Consider the following 18,000-nt stretch of genomic DNA (forward strand, 5'->3'; position numbering starts at 1 on the left):
CATGGATCACCTCACGTACGCGGACGTGACGGCGGCGGCCGGGCGGGTCGCGGGGCGGGTGCGGCCGCTGGCGGTGGCGCCGGGCGACGACGACCGGACCTGGTTCGCCCTGGAGTTCCTCCAGCACACCGGCACGTTCAAGGCGCGCGGCGCCCTCAACTTCGTCCGCGCCCACCGGGAGTCCGGCACCCTCCCCGAGGCCGGCGTCACCATCGCGTCGGGCGGCAACGCCGGACTCGCCTGCGCGTGGGCGGCGCACGCCCAGGGCGTACGGGCGACGGTGTTCCTGCCGGAGACCGCGCCCCCGGTGAAGGTGGCCCGGCTGCGCTCCTACGACGCCGACGTGCGGCTCTCCGGCACGGAGTACGCCGAGGCGCTGGAGGCCTGCCGCGCGTACGCCGCCGAGAGCGGGGCGCTGGCCTCGCACGCCTACGACCACCCCCTCATCGCCGCCGGGGCGGGCACGCTCATGGAGGAGCTGCACGCGCGCCTGCCCGGCCTGGACACGGTCGTCGTCTCCGTCGGCGGCGGCGGGCTGTTCGCCGGGGTCGCCGCGTCGGCGCACGAGCACGGCGTGCGGGTCGTCGCCGTCGAGCCGGAGGACTGCCGGGCGCTGAACGCGGCCCTCGCGGCGGGCGAGGTCGTGGACGTGCCGGTCAGGTCCGTCGCCGCCGACGCGCTCGGCGCCCGCCGGGTCACGCCCATGGCGCTGGACGCGGCGCAGCGGTACGACGTGTGCTCCGTCCTCGTCCCGGACGGGGAGATCGTGCGGGCCCGGCGGGACCTGTGGAACGGATACCGCCTCGCCGTCGAGCACGCCGCCGCCGCCGCGCTGGCCGGACTGCGCGCCTACCGCCCCGCGGAGGGCGAGCGGACCGCGGTGGTGCTGTGCGGGGCCAACACGGACCCGGGGGACCTGTCCCGCCCCGCCTGAGCCGCACCGCGCCGGGCGGCCGGTTCGCCGGTCCGTACGCGCTTCCCGTGCGGCCCCGGCGCCGGGGGTGCAGGGTGGACCCATGTACGACCTCTACGCCATCGCCGAGGAACACCTGGTCGCCGCCCACCGCTCCGAGCACGGGCGCAGCGCCAACCTGCTGCTGCGGGAGCGGCCGCTGCGGCAGACCGTCATCGCGCTCACGACCGGCACCAGGCTCGACGAGCACAACGCGCCGCCCGCGGCGTCCCTGCAGGTGCTGCGCGGGGTCGTCAAGCTGAAGACCGCGTCGGACGAGGTCGAGCTCACCATGGGCGACCTCTTCCTCATCCCGCCGGAGCGGCACAGCCTGACGGCGGTGACGGACACGGCGTTCCTGCTGACCGCGGTGAACGACTGACGCCCCGTCCCCAATTCGTTCGACACGGGCGCGCAGCGGCAGCGAGCATGCGGGCATGACACGCACGGACATGCCCACGGCGCCCGACGAACGGACGCACCTGACCACCTTCCTCGACTACGTCCGCGCCACCGCCGCCGCCAAGTGCGAGGGCCTCTCCGCCGAGGACGCGCGCCGGGCGCCGCTGCCGCACTCCCCGCTGATGACGGCCGCCGGGGTCGTCAGCCACCTGCGCTGGGTGGAGCACCACTGGCTGGACGTCGTCTTCCTCGGCGGCGAGAGCCGCGCGCCCTGGACCGACGAGGACCCCGACCGGGAGATGCGGATCGCCGTCGACGTCCCGCTGCCGCAACTCCTCGCCGACTACGCCGAGCAGGCCGACCGCCTGCGCCGACTGGTCGCCGGGCACGACCTCGACGCCGAGGCCGTGCGGCCCGTCCGGGGCGGCGCCCGCGTCACGCTGCGGTGGATCCTGCTGCACCTGATCGAGGAGACCGCCCGCCACAACGGCCACCTCGACGCGATCCGCGAACTCACCGACGGGCGCACCGGGTACTGACCCCGTGCACGGCCCCGGGCGCCCGCCGCCGGCCGGCCGCCGGAGCGGGGCGGGGTCCGCAAGCGGGTACGGGGGCCGGTCCGCGACCTGGGCCGGCCCGCGTTCCCGCGGGCGCGGACGGTGCCGGGAAACCGCTCGTATCCTCGGGGGATGACCTCCACGGGAACCGGAAGCCGGCCGACCGGCAACGCCATGCGCCGTGCCCTGAAGCGGGCGGAGGACGGGGTCGCGCTCGACACCGCCGAGGCCGCCGTCCTGCTCCGGGCGCGCGGCGCCGACCTCGACCGGCTGGCGGCGTCGGCCGCCCGGGTCCGCGACGCGGGGCTCGCCGCGGCGGGGCGGCCGGGCGTCGTCACGTACTCCCGCAGCGTCTTCGTCCCCCTCACCCGGCTGTGCCGCGACACCTGCCGCTACTGCACGTTCGCGACCGTGCCGGGCAGGCTGCGCCGCGCCGGGCACGGGATGTTCATGTCGATGGACGAGGTCCTCGACGTCGCCCGCCGGGGCGCCGCGCTCGGCTGCAAGGAAGCCCTGATCACGCTCGGCGACAAGCCCGAGGCCCGCTGGCCCCAGGCGCGGGAGTGGCTGGACGCGCACGGCTACGACGACACCCTCGCGTACGTGCGGGCCGTCTCCGTCCGCATCCTGGAGGAGACCGGGCTGCTGCCCCACCTCAACCCGGGCGTCGTGTCGTGGGCGGACTTCCAGCGGCTCAAGCCGGTCGCCCCGTCCATGGGGATGATGCTGGAGACCACCGCCGAGCGGCTGTGGTCCGAGCCCGGCGGCCCCCACCACGGCTCGCCCGACAAGGAGCCCGCGGTGCGGCTGCGGGTGCTGGAGGACGCCGGGCGGTCCTCCGTGCCGTTCACCAGCGGGCTGCTCGTCGGCATCGGCGAGACGCCCGAGGAGCGCGCCGAGTCGCTGTTCGCGCTGCGCCGCGTGGCCCGCGCCCACCGCGGCCTCCAGGAGGTGATCGTCCAGAACTTCCGCGCCAAGCCGGACACGGCGATGCGCGCCGCGCCCGACGCGGACCTGGACGACCTGGTGGCGACGGTCGCCGTGGCCCGGCTGGTGCTGGGCCCGTCCGCCTGCCTCCAGGCCCCGCCCAACCTCGTCGACGACGCGTACGGGCGGCTCCTCGGCGCGGGCGTCGACGACTGGGGCGGGGTGTCGCCGGTCACCGTCGACCACGTCAACCCGGAACGGCCCTGGCCGCAGATCGAGGTGCTGGCCGAGCGGTCCGCGGCGGCCGGGTTCGAACTGCGCGAACGGCTCTGCGTGTATCCGGAGTTCGTGCTGCGCGGCGAGCCGTGGCTGGACCCGCGGCTGCTCCCGCACGTCACCGCGCTCGCCGACCCGGAGACCGGTCTGGCCCGGCCGGACGCGGTGCCGAGGGGGCTGCCCTGGCAGGAGCCCGACGAGGCGTTCGCCGCGGGCGGCCGCACCGACCTGCACCGCGCCGTCGACACCGAGGGCCGCACCGGCGACCGGCGCGGCGACTTCGACTCCGTGTACGGCGACTGGGACGCCCTGCGGGAGGCCGCCGCGCCCGGCCTGGTACCGCAGCGCCTCGACGGCGACGCGCGCGAGGCGCTCGGCGTCGCGGCGGACGACCCGACGCGGCTGACCGACGCGCAGGCGCTGGTCCTGCTGCACGCCGACGGCCCGGCGCTGGACGCGCTGTGCCGGATCGCGGACGACGTGCGGAGGTCGGCGGTCGGTGACGACGTCACGTACGTCGTCACCCGCAACATCAACTTCACCAACGTCTGCTACACCGGCTGCCGCTTCTGCGCCTTCGCCCAGCGGCGCACCGACGCCGACGCGTACACGCTCTCCCTGGAGCAGGTCGCCGACCGGGCCGCGCAGGCGTGGGACGTGGGCGCGGTCGAGGTGTGCCTGCAGGGCGGCATCCACCCGGACCTGCCGGGCACGGCCTACTTCGACATCGTGCGGGCCGTGAAGGAGCGCGTCCCCGGCGTCCACGTGCACGCCTTCTCGCCGATGGAGATCGTCAACGGCGCGTCCCGGACGGGCATGCCGGTCCGGGAGTGGCTGGCCGCCGCGAAGGAGGCCGGGCTCGACTCGATCCCCGGGACGGCCGCGGAGATCCTCGACGACGAGGTGCGCTGGGTGCTCACCAGGGGCAAGCTGCCCGCCGCCACCTGGATCGAGGTCGTCCGCACGGCGCACGAGCTGGGCCTGAGGTCCTCCTCGACGATGATGTACGGGCACGTGGACCAGCCGCGGCACTGGCTCGGCCACCTGCGGACGCTGGCCCGGCTCCAGCGGGAGACCGGCGGGTTCACCGAGTTCGTGACGCTGCCGTTCGTCCACACCAACGCGCCCGTCTACCTCGCGGGGATCGCCCGGCCCGGCCCGACCGTCCGCGACAACCGGGCGGTCACGGCGGCGGCGCGGCTGCTGCTCCACCCCTGCGTCCCGAACGTCCAGACCAGCTGGGTGAAGCTCGGGGCGGACGGCGCGGCGGAGATGCTGCGGTCGGGGGCGAACGACCTGGGCGGCACGCTCATGGAGGAGACGATCTCCCGGATGGCCGGGTCCGGTTGGGGCTCGTACAAGTCGGTGCGGGACCTCGTCGCCGTCGCCGGGGCGGCGGGCCGCCCGGCGCGGCCCCGGACGACGCTGTACGGGGAGGTGCCCGCGGAGCGGCGCGCGGCGGCCGAGGCGTCCGGCGGGCGCCTGCCCGAGCCGCTGCCCCTCCTGACGGAGTGAGGGCGCGGGGGAGAGGGGCGGCCGGGGCCCGTCGGGACCCCGGCCGCCCTCCGCTCAGGCGGCGGACTCCGCCGACCTCAGCAGGTGCGTGAGGTTCTGCCGGGCCCGGTTGACCCGGGAGCGCACCGTGCCGATCGGGCAGCCCGCGACCGAGGCGGCCTCCTCGTACGACAGGCCCTTGACCTGGGTGAGGATGAACGACTCGCGGCGCGTCCGGTCGAGCGACTCCAGCAGGTCGAGCAGGGCCACGCCCTCGTCGAAGCCGGGCAGCCCGGTCTGCTGGGTGCGCTCGGCGGCCGTCTGCCAGTCGGCCGTGTCGGCGAGGCGGGGGCGGGCGGCGTTCGACCGGTAGCGGTCGACGACGACCCGGCGGGCGATCGACAGCAGCCAGACGCGGGCGTGGCAGCGCGCCGCGAAGCGGGGGAGGCTGCGCAGGGCCCGCAGGTAGGTTTCCTGGGTGAGGTCGTCGGTGCTGTGGGCGTCGCCGCAGGCGCGGGCTATGAACCGCCAGACGTGCGGGCGGGTCGCGGAGACGAAGTCCTCCGCCGCCGAGGTGTCGCCGCGGGCGGCGGCCAGGGCCCATTCGGTGATCTGGTCGTCGCCGGGAACGGCGGCGCGGTCGCGTACGCCACTGGGGTGGGTGGGCATGGAGACGTCCTTCGTTTGGCTCGTTCGGCCTCCGGGGCGTCGCGGACGGGCGCCGGGAGGGGCGAGCGCGCTCGGCGCTCCGCGCCTGTACGCGATCACTTCCGGCGGACGCGCGCCCCTTCGGCCGTGGCTGCCCGCCGCGGCCGGACACCAACCAGGGCGTCCGGCCACGTGTGCCCGCCGCGCGGCGGGGCCGGCGCGGCGGCGCACGTGCGGGGGTGGGGGCGGGAGACGCTCGCACCGGTCCTCCGCCGGGCCGCCGCGGGGGACGGGTCAGCGGGGGACCGGGCACCCCCGCGGCGGCCCGCGCCGGGACATGGCGTACCGCAGCGGCAGGTCGCGCGGCCGGTGCGGGCGCAGGGCGACGGGCGCCGCGCGCGGGACGGCCAGGAGCCGGGCCGGGGCGAATCCGGTGAGGACGAGCCGCAGCGGCTCGAAGAAGGCGCAGTGCAGGGAGCGGGCGATCGCGAAGAACCCGGCCTCGCCGCGCCACATCCACAGTCCGCACGCGAGGGCGGCCAGCACGTGCGCGAGGAACATGGTCCAGGAGCCGTGGGTGAGGAGCTCCACCAGGGACGCGACGGACGACCCGGGTCCGGCCGCCTCCGGGTGCGCCGTACCGGTGTGGGCCTGCCAGACGGCCCGGGCGACGGGGTCGGTGGCACCGCCCATGCACACGCTCTGCGGGAGGGCGGCGGCCCGGTGGGCGTGGTGGCCTCCGCCGGGGACCGGCGCGAGCGAGAAGGCGGCGTGCAGCGACAACTGGGCGCCGACCGTCGTCGCCGTGATCTGGAGGGCGCCGCGCTCGACGCGGGCCGGCCACCAGGCGGCCGCGGTGGTGGCGATCGCGGCGCCGGTGAGGAAGCCGGCGGACAACGGGCGGTCGGAGGCGAGGGAGTGCCCCAGCGCGGCCGTCAGGACGCACACGGCGGCGAAGACCGCGGCGCGTGTCAGCCTCAGTGCGGGCCCGGTGCCCGCGGGTGTCACCGGCACGGGCCGCCCCGTCCCGGGCACCGGGGCCCGGCTCTCCGCGCGGCCCCGGGCGCGGTGGGGCGTCCCCGGCCGCCGCCCCCCGCCGCCGGGGGGCGGTCCGCTCCAACGGATCGGCGCGACACGCGTCTTCAGTTCACCGGCAGGCGGGCGCACCGCCGGCACGTGCGGGCCGAGGAGGCCACCACGGCGTGCGCCGCCGCGGCGAGCGCGCCGGCGGCCACCGCCAGCGGCCAGTCGGTGACGACGGCGGAGAGGGTGACCAGGACGAGCGCGGTGACGGCCATGGTGACGCTCGCCGCCGTGCCCGTCCAGGCGACCGCGAGGGGCAGCCGGTGCGGGACGGGCAGCCAGCGGGCGAGCCGCCCGGTCGCGGCGAGCGTCGTCGCGGAGAGGACCGACGCCACGGCGGCCACGACGACCAGGTGCGCCGTCAGCGCCGAGGTGCCCTGGGGAAGCCGCCAGGCGGCGCCGTCGTGGCCGGCCGTCCGCAGCAGCAGCCAGCAGGCGACGGCGAGCGGCACGGTGAACGCGGCGGCGCGGGCGGTGTGCCGGGCCTGGGCGATGGACAGTTCGTGCTGGAACGCGGGCGCCAGGCGGTCGGGCGAGCCGAAGTCGCGCACCGCCAGCTCCGCGGCGCGCTCGTAGGGGACGCCCGCGCGGGTGTGCGCCGAGACCGCGTCGTCCAGGCCGTCCCGTACCTCGGCGACGAGGCGGGACTTGGCCCGGCCCGGCCCCTGCAGGGAGTCCGAGAGGGCCGCCACGTACGCGTCGAGGGGGTCGGGGCGCCGCCCGCCGGACGCCGCGGTGCCGGTGCTCGTCCCGGCGTCCGCACCGGCGCTCACGTGGCCAGTCCCGTCGAGGGGGCCGGCGGGTTCAGGACCGAGCCGATGGCCGTCGTGAACTCCCGCCAGGCGTTGCGCTCCTGGTCCAGGCTGCGCCGGCCGGCCTCGGTCAGCTCGTAGCGGCGGCGGCGCCGCTCGCCGACCGGGTCCCAGCTGCTCTTGAGCAGGCCGAGCCGCTCCAGGCGCTGGAGCGCCGGATAGATGGTGCCCGTGCGCAGTTCGAGCGCGCCCCCCGCTGCGCTGCTGGACGGCCGCGATGATCGCGTACCCGTGCAGCGGGCCCGGTTCGAGCACGGCCAGGAGGAGTCCGTCCAGATGGCCGCGGACCGCGTCTGTCCTCATGAGGGGGAGTCTACCCAACCCTGCTGTAGGCATGCTATCTATTGGTAGCCAATGTATCGAGGGTCAGTCCGGTCCCGCTTGGAGGCACCACCGTGACCAAACTCCTCCTGTCCGTGCACGTGCTCGCCGCCATCCTCGCGGTCGGGTCGATCGCAGTCGCGGCCTCGCTCTTCCCGCGCTTCGCCAGGCAGGCGGCACAGGGACCGGAAGACGGGGAGGGGAGGGGGCTCCGCCGCCGGCGTCGCCGCCTTCCTGCACCGCGTCTGCCGGGTCTACGCCGTCGCCGGCCTGGTCGTACCGGTCTTCGGCCTGGCCACGGGCGCGCAGCTCGGCGCCCTGGGCGACACCTGGCTGATCTCGTCGATGGTCCTCACCGCCGTCGCCGCGTTCCTGCTCGCCATGGCGATCATCCCCGGCCAGGAGCGCCTCCTGACCATGGCCCGGGAGGGTGGCGGAGCCGCCGAGGGGCTGGGCGCCGCGGCGGCGCGGCTGGGCATGCTCACCGGGGTCTTCAACCTGCTGTGGGCGGTCGTCGTCGTCCTGATGATCGTCCGCCCCGGCTCCACGACGGGCGTGTGACCGCCATGGGCCCGAAGGCACTGCGCGCGGCGGCGGCGGTGGAGGCCGCCTCCCTCCTCGTCCTGCTCGTCAACCTCCTCACGGTCCACGCCGGTCCGGTCGCCTCCCTCGGCGGACCCGTGCACGGCTCGGCGTACCTGATCACCATCGTGGCGACGTTCTCGCTGACGGCCGCGGGCCCGTCGGGTGCGGCGCGGGCGCTGTCGTTCGTCCCCGGTGTCGGCGGGATGCTCGTCCTGCGGTGGCTGCGGCTGCACCCCGAGGCGGTCGGGGCGCCGTCCGCGGGGCCGGACGGGGGGACCGGCCGTGGCTGACCGCCCGGACGCCGGCGCCGTGCCGGCCGGTCCGGCCGTCGAGGCCGAGGGGCTGGTGAAGGCGTTCGGCGCCCACCGCGCCGTGGACGGCCTGGACCTGACTGTCCCGGCGGGGACCGTCTACGGGCTCCTCGGCCCGAACGGCGCGGGGAAGACGACGACCGTGAGGACGCTGGCGACGCTGGTGCGCCCGGACGGCGGCCGGGCCCGGGTCTTCGGCCGCGACGTCGTGCGGGAGGCCGGCGCGGTCCGCGGCCTGATCGGCCTCACCGGCCAGTACGCGTCGCTCGACGAGGACCTGACGGGCGCGGAGAACCTGGTCCTGCTGGGCCGGCTGGCCGGGCTGCCGAAGCGGTCGGCGCGGGACCGGGCCGACCGGGTGCTGGAGGCGTTCGCCCTGGCCGGCGCCGCTGGCCGGCGGGTGGGGGGCTACTCGGGCGGCATGCGCCGGAGGCTCGACATCGCCGCGTCGCTCCTCGCCGCGCCCGCCCTGCTGTTCCTCGACGAGCCGACGACGGGCCTGGACCCGCGCTCCCGCGGCCAGGTGTGGGACGTCGTCCGCGCGATCGTCGACCTCGGGACGACGGTCCTGCTGACCACGCAGTACCTGGACGAGGCCGACCGCCTGGCGTCCCGGATCGCCGTCGTCGACCGGGGCCGGGTCGTCGCCGAGGGCACCCAGGGCGAGCTGAAGGCGTCGGTCGGCGCGGGCTCCGTCCACCTCCGGCTGGCCGACCCCGGGCAGCGGGCGGAGGCCGAGCGGGTCCTCGCCCTCCACCTGGCCGCCGAGGTGCGGCGGGAGGCCGACCCGGCGGCGCTCACCGCCCGCGTCGGCGGCGCCGGCGGGGGCCGGGACGCGGCCGAGCGGGCCTCCCGGGTGCTCGCCGAGCTGGCCCGGCGGGGGATCGCGGTCGACGCGTTCTCGCTCGGCCGGCCCAGCCTGGACGAGGTGTTCCTCGCCCTGACCGGCCGGGAGGCGGACGCCGGCGCCGCGCCCGCGGACGCGGGGGCCGCGGCATGAGCGCCCCGGTGCCCGGCGGGGCCGTCCCGCGCGGCGACGCGCCCGTCCCGGCCCGTGCCCTCGCCGACCTGCTCTCCGCCGGGGAGCGGCCCCCCGCCCCCGGTCCGCTCGCCGCCTCCGCGGTGTTCGGCTGGCGGGCCGTGCTGAAGATCAGGCACCTGCCGGAGCAGCTCTTCGACGTGACCGCGCTGCCGGTGGTGCTGGTGGTGATGTTCACGTACCTCTTCGGCGGGGCGCTGGCCGGATCGCCCCGCGAGTACGTCCAGTACCTGCTGCCCGGCGTGATGGTGATGTCGGTGGTGATGACCACCGCGTACACCGGCATCGCGCTCAACAACGACATCGGCGGGGGTGTCTCCGACCGGTTCCGCGCGCTGCCGGTGTGGCGGCCGGCGACGGTCGTCGGCTACCTGCTGGGCGACGTGCTGCGCTACTCGATCGCCTCGGCGGTGATGCTCGCCGCCGGCCTGGTCCTCGGCTTCCGGCCGGCCGGGGGCGCCTCCGGCGTGGCCGCCGGCGTTCTCCTGCTCCTCGTCTTCGCCTTCTCCTTCTCGTGGATCGGGACGACGCTCGGCCTGCTCGTACGGGACGAGAAGACGGTGACGGGCGCCTCGATGGCGGTGATCCTGCCGCTGAACTTCCTCAGCGACGTGTTCGTCGACCCCGGCACCATGCCGGGCTGGCTGCGGACCGCGGTCGGCCACAATCCCGTCACCCACGCCGCCTCGGCGGTGCGCGGTCTCATGGACGGCCGATGGCCGGGCGCCGAAGTGGCGTGGACGCTGGGGTGGTCGGCGGTGCTGGTCGCCGTCTTCGGATCCCTGACGGCCCGGCTCCACGACCGCGGGTGACCCCGGCGGGGCCGGCCCCCGAGGCCCGCCCGTACGGGTGACCCCGGCGGGGGCGCGTCCCGGGGCGGGCGCCGGCCGGGGCGTCCCGCGGTCTGCGGCCCCGGTGCGGCGCGGCGCCGCACCGGGGCCGCACCGCTCGCGGCGCCCGGGAGGCGGACGACACCCGGGGAGTCCGGCGCGGGGCACGTGCTCCTTCGCGCCCCCGCGAGGGACCTCGCCACGGGTGGGGCGCGGGCGACGCCGTCGGCGGTGGGGGCGGGGGCGGCGGCGGGGGGAGCGCCGCCGTGCCGTCCGGTCCGGCCGGGCGCGGGCGGCCCGTGACCCGGACCAGGCGGCCCGGCCCGGAGGGGCGGGCGCACCCGGCCCGAGGAGGCGGCGTCGTCGAGCGGGGCGGCGGCCGCGGAGGCGAGGGCGGGGCCGCGGCTGGCGGCGGAGGACCCGGCCGCGGCACGGGCCGGGGGCGGTCTCCAGGGCGGCGGTCTCGCCGTCGGCCGCGGCGCTGCGGCGGGACTCGCCGAGGGCCTCGTCGAAGCGGGTGAGGTCGGGTCGGTCCCCGCCGACGGGGATCCGGTACCCCGGTGTGTCGGTGACGACCGTTTCCCGTGTGTGGGGAATGCGTGAGCGCGGATCGGCGGCGATCTCCCGAATCCGGTGTTCTGCCGTGGCGGGCGGTACGCGTTCCCACACCGCTTCCGCCGGACGGGAAATCGGCGCCTCCCGACCGGCCTTCGGCAGCAGCGCGGCGAGCAATCGCGCGGGTGCGCGGACCGCCGGGGTGGAGCCGCTGTTCCCCGCCGAAACCCTCAACGCGCCCGGAATGCCGAACCGGACGGCGCTCTCCGGGAGACCGCCGTGGACACTTACCCCAGGGGACGGGCCCCACGGCAATACCAAGTGTTCGCGTCGGTTGTTTGGGGAATTCCGGTCAGCGCTTCACGAGTTGATTGTTGAACGGGTTTAACTTGACACACCGGCCCGCGCCCGGGAACATTCCCCCCGTTGCCTGTGACCTGTACGCGTCAATAGTTCGCGGCCGTCCCGGCCACCGGGCGGCGGCCCCCGCGAAGGCGCCACCGCCCGCCCGAAGGCCGGCCGTCCGCGCTCCGTGCACCACCGCCCCCTCCCGCACCGATCCGCGCCCCACCGCCCGGGCCCGATGCACCGGGCGCGCCCGCACCCGTCCGGACCGCCGGACGGCACCGCGCGGACCGCCGCTCCCGTCCCCGAAGCGGACCGCCCCCAGGAAGGAAGCACCACGCCATGTCGCGTCCCGAACGGCTGCCTCTCCACGGCGAGGAGTACAAGACCGACCCGTACCCGCTGTACCGGAAGCTCCGCGAGGAGGGACCCGTCCACGCGGTCACCTTCCCCAGCGGGGTCGACGCGTGGCTGGTCACGGGATACGAGGCGGCGCAGAGCGCCCTCACCGACGACCGCCTCGGCAAGAACCACGACCTCGGCAACAGCGCCTGGCGCGCGCGTGCGGCGATCATGCCCGAACCGCAGCACTCCCGGCTCCAGGTCCACCTGCTGCACCAGGACCCGCCCAGGCACACCGTGCTGCGGAAGCTGGTCACCGAGGCGTTCGCCCCCCGCAACGTCGAGCGGAAGCGCGCCCGTTTCGAGGAACTCGCCGCCGGGCTCCTCGACGACGCCCTCGCCGCGGCCGGCGGGAGCGGCGTGGTCGACGTGGTCGGCGCCTTCGCCGCGCACTTCCCGTTTCGCGTCCTCGCCGAGGTCATCGGCCTGCCCGACGCGATCGCCGCCCGCTTCGACCGCGACTGGGGCAAGGTCGTCCAGCCCGTCGGCCCCACCGACCCGCAGCGGCCGGTGTACGAGGGGCGCCTGCGCGGCCTGGAGGACTACATCGCCGAGGTCGTCGGGCACAAGCGCGCCCACCCCGCCGACGACCTGCTCACCGGCCTGGTCCACGCCTGTGAGGCCGGAGAGATCACCGGGGAGGAACGCGACTCCATGGTCTTCCAGCTCCTCGTCGCGGGCCAGGAACCGGTCACCAACCAGATCACCACCGCCCTCGTGGCCCTTCTGCGCCACCCCGCCGAGCTGCGCCGGCTCCAGGAGGCCGTCGGCGGCGGGACGAGCGCGGCCGGCGAGGCGCTGCTCACCCGGGCCGTCGAGGAACTCCTGCGCTACGACAGCGCCTTCGAGCTCACCACGTGGCGGTTCTTCGCCGAGGACTCCGACCTCTTCGGCACCGCCGTCCCCGCCGGGGACTCGGTCATCGTGTCGCTGTGCGCCGCCAACCGCGACCCCGAGCGGTTCCCCGACGCCGACACCCTCGACCTCGACCGCTCGCCCAACCCCCCACCTGGCGTTCGGCCACGGCATCCACTTCTGTCCCGGGGCCGCCCTCGCCCGCCTCGAACTCCGCATCGCCCTGCGGGAACTGCTCACCCGGCTGCCCCGGATCCGCCTCGCCGTCCGGGACGAGGACCTGGTCTGGGTGCGCGCCGTCCTCGCGCGCGGCGTCGACGCGCTGCCCGTCTCCTACGGCCCGCCGGACGCCGCCCCGCAGGGCGGCTGCCCCGTACGGCACTGACCCCCCAGACCCGTACGGCACTGACCCCCGAGACCCCTACGGCACTACCCCCGGACCCGGCCCCGCCCGAACCCGGCCCCCGGTCACCGGGATCCCCCGCGCGGACCGGTCGCGCGCGTCCCCCTCGCCGGGGCCGTGTGCGACCCCCCGGCACGGAAGCGCCTTCGCCGCCCCGCCGGACCGGGGGTGGGGCGGCCGCATGCCACCGGACCCGGGCGGGGGCCCCGCGGTCGGACTCGGCCGGGGAGGTCCCGCAGCCGGATCCGGGCGGAAGGCCCCTGGCCGGGCCCCGGTGGAGAGTTCCCGCCCGGGGTCGGTCAGGGAGGCCCCCGACCGACCCCGGACGGGAAGGCCCCCGACCGACCCCGGGTGGGGAGGCCGTCCGCCGGCGGCCGCGCGCCGCACCCCGCCCGCCCTCGACCGCGCCGCACGCACCGCGCCCGACGGAACCCCCGGACCGCCCGGACCACCCGTCCCAGCACCGCGACTCACGGAAGCGAGCCGATCGTCCATGTCCGAACCCCCCACCACCGTCCCGGCGCCCGAAGCCGGGTGCATCAGCCGGGAGATCGTGCGGCTCCTCATCCCGCACCGGCGCACCGTGGAGCCCGACCCCCACCTCGACACCCCCGACGACTTCCCCGAGCAGCTCGGCCAGATAGCCGACTTCGTCGCCCGCGGCGAGCGGATCGTCTTCAGCCTGCCGGGCTTCCCCTGCAAGTCGCCCAACCCGGACAAGGTCCTGGGCCGTTTACCGGACCACGGCGAGCGGCTCGCCCTGCGCTTCCTCGACTCGCTGTGCGCCGAGATCGAGAAGGTCCACCCGCCCGGCGCGAAGGTCCTGATCTGCTCCGACGGCCACATCTTCGGCGACGTCGTCCGCGTCCCGGACGAGCACGTCGACGCCTACAACGACGCGCTGCTCGACATGATCCGCGCCGAGGGGCTCGCCGGCCGCCTCGACACGTTCGACCTGCGCGACTGCTACGGCCCCGACCTGTCGTACGACGAGAAGCGCGAGCTGGCCGCCAGGACGCTGGGCCCGACCCTGGAGGAGCTGCGCGCCGAGGTCCGCGAGGACGAGCCGTCCCGCCGCATGTACCTCGGCATCACCCGGTTCCTCGTCGAGGACACCGCCGGCTGGGAGGGCTCCCGCTCCGCCCTGCAGCGCGACTGCCGCCGCCGCGCGTACGAGGTCATCCTGCGCAGCCGCGCCTGGAGCGAGCTGATCTCCGAGCGGTACCCGCACCACGTGCGGCTCTCCATCCACCCGCAGAACCGCGGTGCGGCCAAGTTCGGCATCCGCCTCCTCGGCGCCGCCGACGCGTGGACCACGCCGTGGCACTCCGCCCCGCTGCGCCGTGCGGACGGCACGTGGGAGCTGATGCACCGCCGCGACGCCGCGAGGCTCGGCCGCGAGGTCCGCCGCGACGGCCGGCCGAGCCACTTCGAGGAGACCGGCGGCGCCGCGGACGCCACCGCGGCGGTCTGAAGCACCGCCGCGGCCGGGCCGGCACCGGCCGCGGGCCCGGGAGCGACGGAGCGGCCGTCGGCGCCGAGACGCGCCGTGAGCGCACGCCCCCTCACGCGGTGGTTCCCGGGCCCCGCCGCGTGAGGGGGCGGCCGCCCGACGCTCGGCCCCGCCCCGACCCGTACGGGACCTTCCCACCGGTACGGGACCCTGCCTCCGTACGGGATCCTCGCCTCCGTACGGGATCCTCGCCTCCGTACGGGATCCTCGCCCCCGTACGGGGCCCCCACCCCACCCCGCCCCCGTACGGGACCGGGGACCGTCGCGGGGAGGTCAGCGGGGGGACCACTCCGAGTGGCGGACCACCAGGGCCTCGACGGTGACGGGGCCGCTCCGCGCGAAGTGCAGGGTGAACGGGACGCGCTGCCCGGGCCGCACCGGTCCCCGCAGTCCGACCATCACGTCCGTGCCGTACGGCGTCATCTCCAGCGCGCCCCGCGCCGGCACCGTCACCGAGGAGAGCATCCGCATCCGGGCCGCCGCCTCGCCCGCGTCCGCGTCCTGGGACAGCATCGCCTCGCCGGCCGCCGGGGACGTCACGGACGTCAGCCGGTCGTCGGAACCGCCGGAGTTGACCACCGTGAAGACGGCCGCCGTCGTCCCCCGCCCCGGGAAGGGCTGGAGGAGCCGCGCGTGGGTGACCTCCAGCTCCGCCGGGGTGCCCGCCGCGCCCGCCGCCGTCCAGGCGGTGAGCCCGCCCAGCGCGAGCGCGCTCGCCGCGACGGCGGACAGCGCGGGCACGAACGGCTCGGCCCGCTTCCGCAGGGTCCTCATGCGCGCGCTCCCGGAGTGCGGCGGCGCGCGGCCGGTGCCGGGCGCCGGGGCTGCCAGCCGCGCAGCCGCAGGCTGTTGGTGACGACGACGACGGAGCTCACCGACATGGCGGCCGACGCCACCATCGGGTTGAGCCAGCCGGTCGCCGCCAGCGGCAGGGTGACGGCGTTGTACCCGAAGGCCCACACCAGGTTCGTCCGGATCGTGCCGAGCGTGCGGCGGGCCAGCAGCACGGAGTCCGCGACGGCCTCGACGTCCTCCCGGACCAGCGTCACGTCGGCCGCGCCGATCGCCGCGTCCGTACCGCCGCCCATGGCGATGCCCAGGTCCGCGCCGGCCAGGGCGACCGTGTCGTTGACGCCGTCGCCGATGACGGCGACCCGGTGGCCCTCCGACCTCAACCCGGCGACCAGCGACGCCTTGTCCTCGGGCGTGCAGCGGGCGTGGACGTCCGCCTCCGGGATGCCGAGCTCCGCCGCGACGGCGCGGGCGGTGGCGTCCCGGTCGCCGGTCGCCAGGACGGGCCGCAGGCCGAGCCTGCGCAGCCGCTCCACCGCCCGGTACGCGCCCGGCCGCAGCGTGTCGCCCAGCGCGATCACGGCCCGCGCCGTGCCGTCGACCTTGACGAGGACGGGGGTGTGCGCGGCCTCCTCGGCGGCGGCGAGCGCCCCGGCCAGCGACTCGGGCAGCACCTCGTCGCCGGGCGCGCGGACCTCGACGTGCCGCCCGTCGACCCGGCCGGCGACGCCGACCCCGGTCGTGGAAGCGAAGTCGGCGACCCGCGGCAGCGCGTCCCCGCCGAGCGTGCGGCGCGCGTACGCGACGACGGCCCGGCCCAGCGGATGGTCGGAGCCCTGCTCCACGGCGCCGGCGAGCCGCAGCACCTCGCGCCGGTCGTCGTCGCGGTGCGCACCGCTCAGCGGGGTGACGCCGGTGACCTTCAGCCGGCCCGTCGTGAGCGTGCCGGTCTTGTCGAGGACGACCGTGTCGACGCTGCGCAGGGTCTCCAGGGCGCGCGGCCCCTTGACGAGGATGCCCAGCTGGGCGCCGCGCCCGGTGGCGGCCAGCAGCGCCGTCGGCGTGGCGAGGCCCAACGCGCACGGGCAGGCGACGACCAGCACGGACACGGCGACCGTCACGGCGACCTGCGCGTCGGCCCCGGCACCCAGCCAGAAGCCCAGCACGGTCACCGCCAGCGCCAGCACGGCCGGTACGAACACCCCGGCGACCCGGTCCGCGACGCGCTGCGCCCTGGCCTTGCCGGCGAGCGCGTCGGTCACCAGCCTGGTGATGCGGGCCAGCCGCGTGTCCTCGCCGACCGCCGTGGCCCGGACCAGCAGCAGCCCGCCCGCGTTGACGGCGGCGCCGACGGCGGACGAGCCGGGACCCACCTCGACGGGGTCGCTCTCCCCGGTCACCAGCGACAGGTCGAGCGCCGAACTGCCCTCCACGACCACGCCGTCCGTGGCGACCTTCTCCCCGGGCCGTACGACGAAGACCTGGCCGACGCGCAACTGCTCGATCGGGACGCGCCGTTCGCGCCCCGACTGCCCGCAGCGCACCGCCACGTCCTTCGCGGCGAGCTCGGCCAGCGACCGCAGCGCGGCGCCCGTGCCGCGCTTGGCGCGCGCCTCCAGGTACCGCCCGGTCAGCACGAACATCGGTACGGCGACGGCCGCTTCCAGGTAGACGTGCGCGACGTCCGTCGACGGGGACGGCAGCAGGCTGAACGGCATCGTCATGCCCGGCGTGCCGGCTCCGCCGAGGAACAGCGCGTACGTCGACCAGGCGAACGCCGCGATCGTGCCGAGGGAGACCAGCGTGTCCATCGTGGACGCCGCGTGCCGCAGGCCCCGCACCGCCTTCACGTGGCACGGCCAGGTGCTCCAGAAGACGACGGGACCGGTCAGCGCGAAGCAGAGCCACTGCCAGTTGTCGAACTGCAGGGCGGGGACCATCGACAGGACGAGGACGGGCGCGGAGAGGGCGACGGTGACCCACAGCCGCCGCCGCTGCGCCGCCTCCTCGGCGGCCTCCTCCCGGTCGCGGCGCTCCCGCCGGGCGGCCTCCGGCTCCTCCGCGGCCCTGGGCGGGGCCGGGGGTTCGGCGGTGAAGCCGGACCGCTCGACGGCGGCGATCAGGTCGGGGACCGTGTACGTCGGCGGGTGCGTGACCCGGGCCGTGCCGGTGGCGAGGTTCACGACCGCGGTCACGCCCTTCAGCCCGGCGAGGCCCTTCTCGACCCGGTTGACGCAGGCCGCGCAGGTCATGCCGCCGATGACGAGGTCGGTGGTGGTCGTGGCGGCGGCCACGGGGCCCGGCGCGGTCATCGGCCCGCCCCTTCCATGCCCATGCCGCCCATGTCCATGCCGCCCATGTCCGTGCCGTCGCCGGCCGTCCCGGCGGGGGCGCCGTCGCCGGGGTGGAGGCCGGGCGCCACGGGCCCGGCGAGCGTCCCGACGGCGTACGACGCCGCGAGCAGGACCACGAGCAGCGCCAGGAACCCGATCAGGCCCGCCAGCGGCCCGCGCGTCGTGGCGGCCGTACGTCCGGGCGCGGCCCGTCCGGGCCGGGCGTCCTTCATGGTGTTCCGCTCCTGGGATGAGCGCCCGCCAGCCACGACTCCCGGTACGGGGGTGGCCCGGACACGTGGCTGACGGGCAGACAGAGGACGGGCCCCTGAAGGGCGGTGGCTCCCTCGGCCCGGTCACTCATGCTGGCACGGAAGTCCGCGGAATCCACCCGGCGCGCGGTGATATCCCACGTGAGCATTCTCCCGTTCCACGCCGGGAACCCGTGCGCGCCACCGGCCGACTTCCTGGGGAAAACGTTCGCGCGTTTTCCGTCCGAATACGGCCACCGCCATTTGTTTCCGGCCGCCGTGTCCCGAAGAAGCCGGGAACCCGCCGCCCGCCG

14 protein-coding genes and 3 pseudogenes are annotated in these 18,000 nt (G+C 76.7%); 10 read left to right on the forward strand and 7 right to left on the reverse strand.

Features of this window, described 5'->3' with window-relative positions; translation table 11 throughout:
* The first annotated feature begins 1 nt into the window (after nucleotide 1).
* The 4 genes from LUW75_RS14490 to LUW75_RS14505 all read left to right on the forward strand — a co-directional run bounded on the left by LUW75_RS14490 (nucleotide 2) and on the right by LUW75_RS14505 (nucleotide 4,629).
* The gene (locus LUW75_RS14490) at nucleotides 2–934 is read left to right on the forward strand and encodes a serine/threonine dehydratase (RefSeq protein ID WP_250335984.1); all 933 of its coding nucleotides are present in this window, start codon (nucleotides 2–4) and stop codon (nucleotides 932–934) included.
* 82 nt (nucleotides 935–1,016) lie between these two features.
* Nucleotides 1,017–1,334, forward strand: coding sequence for a cupin domain-containing protein (locus tag LUW75_RS14495; protein WP_250335985.1), 318 nt, complete (start codon nucleotides 1,017–1,019; stop codon nucleotides 1,332–1,334).
* A gap of 55 nt (nucleotides 1,335–1,389) precedes the next feature.
* Complete coding sequence (locus tag LUW75_RS14500; protein ID WP_250335986.1) at nucleotides 1,390–1,893, forward strand: DinB family protein; 504 nt, start codon at nucleotides 1,390–1,392, stop codon at nucleotides 1,891–1,893.
* A gap of 150 nt (nucleotides 1,894–2,043) precedes the next feature.
* Nucleotides 2,044–4,629, forward strand: a complete 2,586-nt coding sequence (locus LUW75_RS14505; RefSeq protein ID WP_250335987.1) for a bifunctional FO biosynthesis protein CofGH — start codon at nucleotides 2,044–2,046, stop codon at nucleotides 4,627–4,629.
* A 54-nt stretch (nucleotides 4,630–4,683) separates the two neighbouring features.
* Here the strand turns inward: LUW75_RS14505 and LUW75_RS14510 are convergent, their stop codons facing one another.
* The 4 genes and pseudogenes from LUW75_RS14510 to LUW75_RS14525 all read right to left on the reverse strand — a co-directional run bounded on the left by LUW75_RS14510 (nucleotide 4,684) and on the right by LUW75_RS14525 (nucleotide 7,454).
* Nucleotides 4,684–5,277 (reverse strand): sigma-70 family RNA polymerase sigma factor, encoded by a 594-nt coding sequence (locus LUW75_RS14510; RefSeq protein ID WP_250335988.1) that lies wholly within the window; start codon nucleotides 5,275–5,277, stop codon nucleotides 4,684–4,686.
* Nucleotides 5,278–5,550: 273 nt separating this feature from the next.
* Nucleotides 5,551–6,270: a hypothetical protein gene (locus tag LUW75_RS14515; protein ID WP_250335989.1), complete on the reverse strand. Its 720-nt coding sequence runs from the start codon at nucleotides 6,268–6,270 to the stop codon at nucleotides 5,551–5,553.
* 128 nt (nucleotides 6,271–6,398) lie between these two features.
* On the reverse strand, nucleotides 6,399–7,112 hold the full coding sequence (locus LUW75_RS14520; protein WP_250335990.1) for a permease prefix domain 1-containing protein: 714 nt from the start codon (nucleotides 7,110–7,112) through the stop codon (nucleotides 6,399–6,401).
* A pseudogene (locus LUW75_RS14525) lies at nucleotides 7,109–7,454 on the reverse strand (PadR family transcriptional regulator). The gene LUW75_RS14520 and the pseudogene LUW75_RS14525 overlap by 4 nt, the downstream one beginning before the upstream one ends.
* Before the next feature lie 92 nt (nucleotides 7,455–7,546).
* Here LUW75_RS14525 and LUW75_RS14530 point away from each other — a divergent pair.
* From LUW75_RS14530 to LUW75_RS14555, 6 genes and pseudogenes are all read left to right on the forward strand, one after another.
* Nucleotides 7,547–8,033: pseudogene (locus LUW75_RS14530) on the forward strand (hypothetical protein).
* A 5-nt stretch (nucleotides 8,034–8,038) separates the two neighbouring features.
* On the forward strand, nucleotides 8,039–8,347 hold the full coding sequence (locus LUW75_RS14535; RefSeq protein ID WP_250337674.1) for a hypothetical protein: 309 nt from the start codon (nucleotides 8,039–8,041) through the stop codon (nucleotides 8,345–8,347).
* Entirely contained in the window at nucleotides 8,340–9,368 is a 1,029-nt protein-coding gene (locus LUW75_RS14540; RefSeq protein ID WP_250335991.1) for an ATP-binding cassette domain-containing protein, read from the forward strand. The genes LUW75_RS14535 and LUW75_RS14540 overlap by 8 nt, the downstream gene beginning before the upstream one ends.
* On the forward strand, nucleotides 9,365–10,219 hold the full coding sequence (locus tag LUW75_RS14545) for an ABC transporter permease (protein WP_250335992.1): 855 nt from the start codon (nucleotides 9,365–9,367) through the stop codon (nucleotides 10,217–10,219). Before LUW75_RS14540 ends, LUW75_RS14545 begins: the two co-directional genes overlap by 4 nt.
* A gap of 1,260 nt (nucleotides 10,220–11,479) precedes the next feature.
* A pseudogene (locus LUW75_RS14550) lies at nucleotides 11,480–12,779 on the forward strand (cytochrome P450 family protein).
* Between the two features lie 571 nt (nucleotides 12,780–13,350).
* Complete coding sequence (locus tag LUW75_RS14555; protein WP_349816469.1) at nucleotides 13,351–14,271, forward strand: isocyanide synthase family protein; 921 nt, start codon at nucleotides 13,351–13,353, stop codon at nucleotides 14,269–14,271.
* A 312-nt stretch (nucleotides 14,272–14,583) separates the two neighbouring features.
* Here the strand turns inward: LUW75_RS14555 and LUW75_RS14560 are convergent, their stop codons facing one another.
* The 3 genes from LUW75_RS14560 to LUW75_RS14570 are packed head-to-tail and all read right to left on the reverse strand — an operon-like array spanning nucleotide 14,584 to nucleotide 17,668.
* Nucleotides 14,584–15,084 carry a copper chaperone PCu(A)C gene (locus tag LUW75_RS14560; RefSeq protein ID WP_250335994.1) on the reverse strand — a complete coding sequence of 167 codons (501 nt, stop codon included), beginning with the start codon at nucleotides 15,082–15,084 and terminating at the stop codon, nucleotides 14,584–14,586.
* Entirely contained in the window at nucleotides 15,081–17,414 is a 2,334-nt protein-coding gene (locus LUW75_RS14565) for a heavy metal translocating P-type ATPase (protein WP_250335995.1), read from the reverse strand. The genes LUW75_RS14560 and LUW75_RS14565 overlap by 4 nt, the downstream gene beginning before the upstream one ends.
* Entirely contained in the window at nucleotides 17,411–17,668 is a 258-nt protein-coding gene (locus tag LUW75_RS14570; RefSeq protein WP_250335996.1) for a hypothetical protein, read from the reverse strand. Before LUW75_RS14570 ends, LUW75_RS14565 begins: the two co-directional genes overlap by 4 nt.
* Between the last annotated feature and the right edge of the window lie 332 nt (nucleotides 17,669–18,000).

Source organism: Streptomyces sp. MRC013, from assembly GCF_023614235.1.
Lineage (GTDB): Bacteria > Actinomycetota > Actinomycetes > Streptomycetales > Streptomycetaceae > Streptomyces.

Bases quoted from the DNA above. Each gene is read 5' to 3' on its own strand.
- LUW75_RS14490 (WP_250335984.1), top strand. From the start codon at position 2: ATGGATCACCTCACGTACGCGGACGTGACGGCGGCGGCCGGGCGGGTC.
- LUW75_RS14495 (WP_250335985.1), top strand. From the start codon at position 1,017: ATGTACGACCTCTACGCCATCGCCGAGGAACACCTGGTCGCCGCCCAC.
- LUW75_RS14500 (WP_250335986.1), top strand. From the start codon at position 1,390: ATGACACGCACGGACATGCCCACGGCGCCCGACGAACGGACGCACCTG.
- LUW75_RS14505 (WP_250335987.1), top strand. From the start codon at position 2,044: ATGACCTCCACGGGAACCGGAAGCCGGCCGACCGGCAACGCCATGCGC.
- LUW75_RS14510 (WP_250335988.1), bottom strand. From the start codon at position 5,277: ATGCCCACCCACCCCAGTGGCGTACGCGACCGCGCCGCCGTTCCCGGC.
- LUW75_RS14535 (WP_250337674.1), top strand. From the start codon at position 8,039: ATGGGCCCGAAGGCACTGCGCGCGGCGGCGGCGGTGGAGGCCGCCTCC.
- LUW75_RS14545 (WP_250335992.1), top strand. From the start codon at position 9,365: ATGAGCGCCCCGGTGCCCGGCGGGGCCGTCCCGCGCGGCGACGCGCCC.
- LUW75_RS14560 (WP_250335994.1), bottom strand. From the start codon at position 15,084: ATGAGGACCCTGCGGAAGCGGGCCGAGCCGTTCGTGCCCGCGCTGTCC.
- LUW75_RS14565 (WP_250335995.1), bottom strand. From the start codon at position 17,414: ATGACCGCGCCGGGCCCCGTGGCCGCCGCCACGACCACCACCGACCTC.
- LUW75_RS14570 (WP_250335996.1), bottom strand. From the start codon at position 17,668: ATGAAGGACGCCCGGCCCGGACGGGCCGCGCCCGGACGTACGGCCGCC.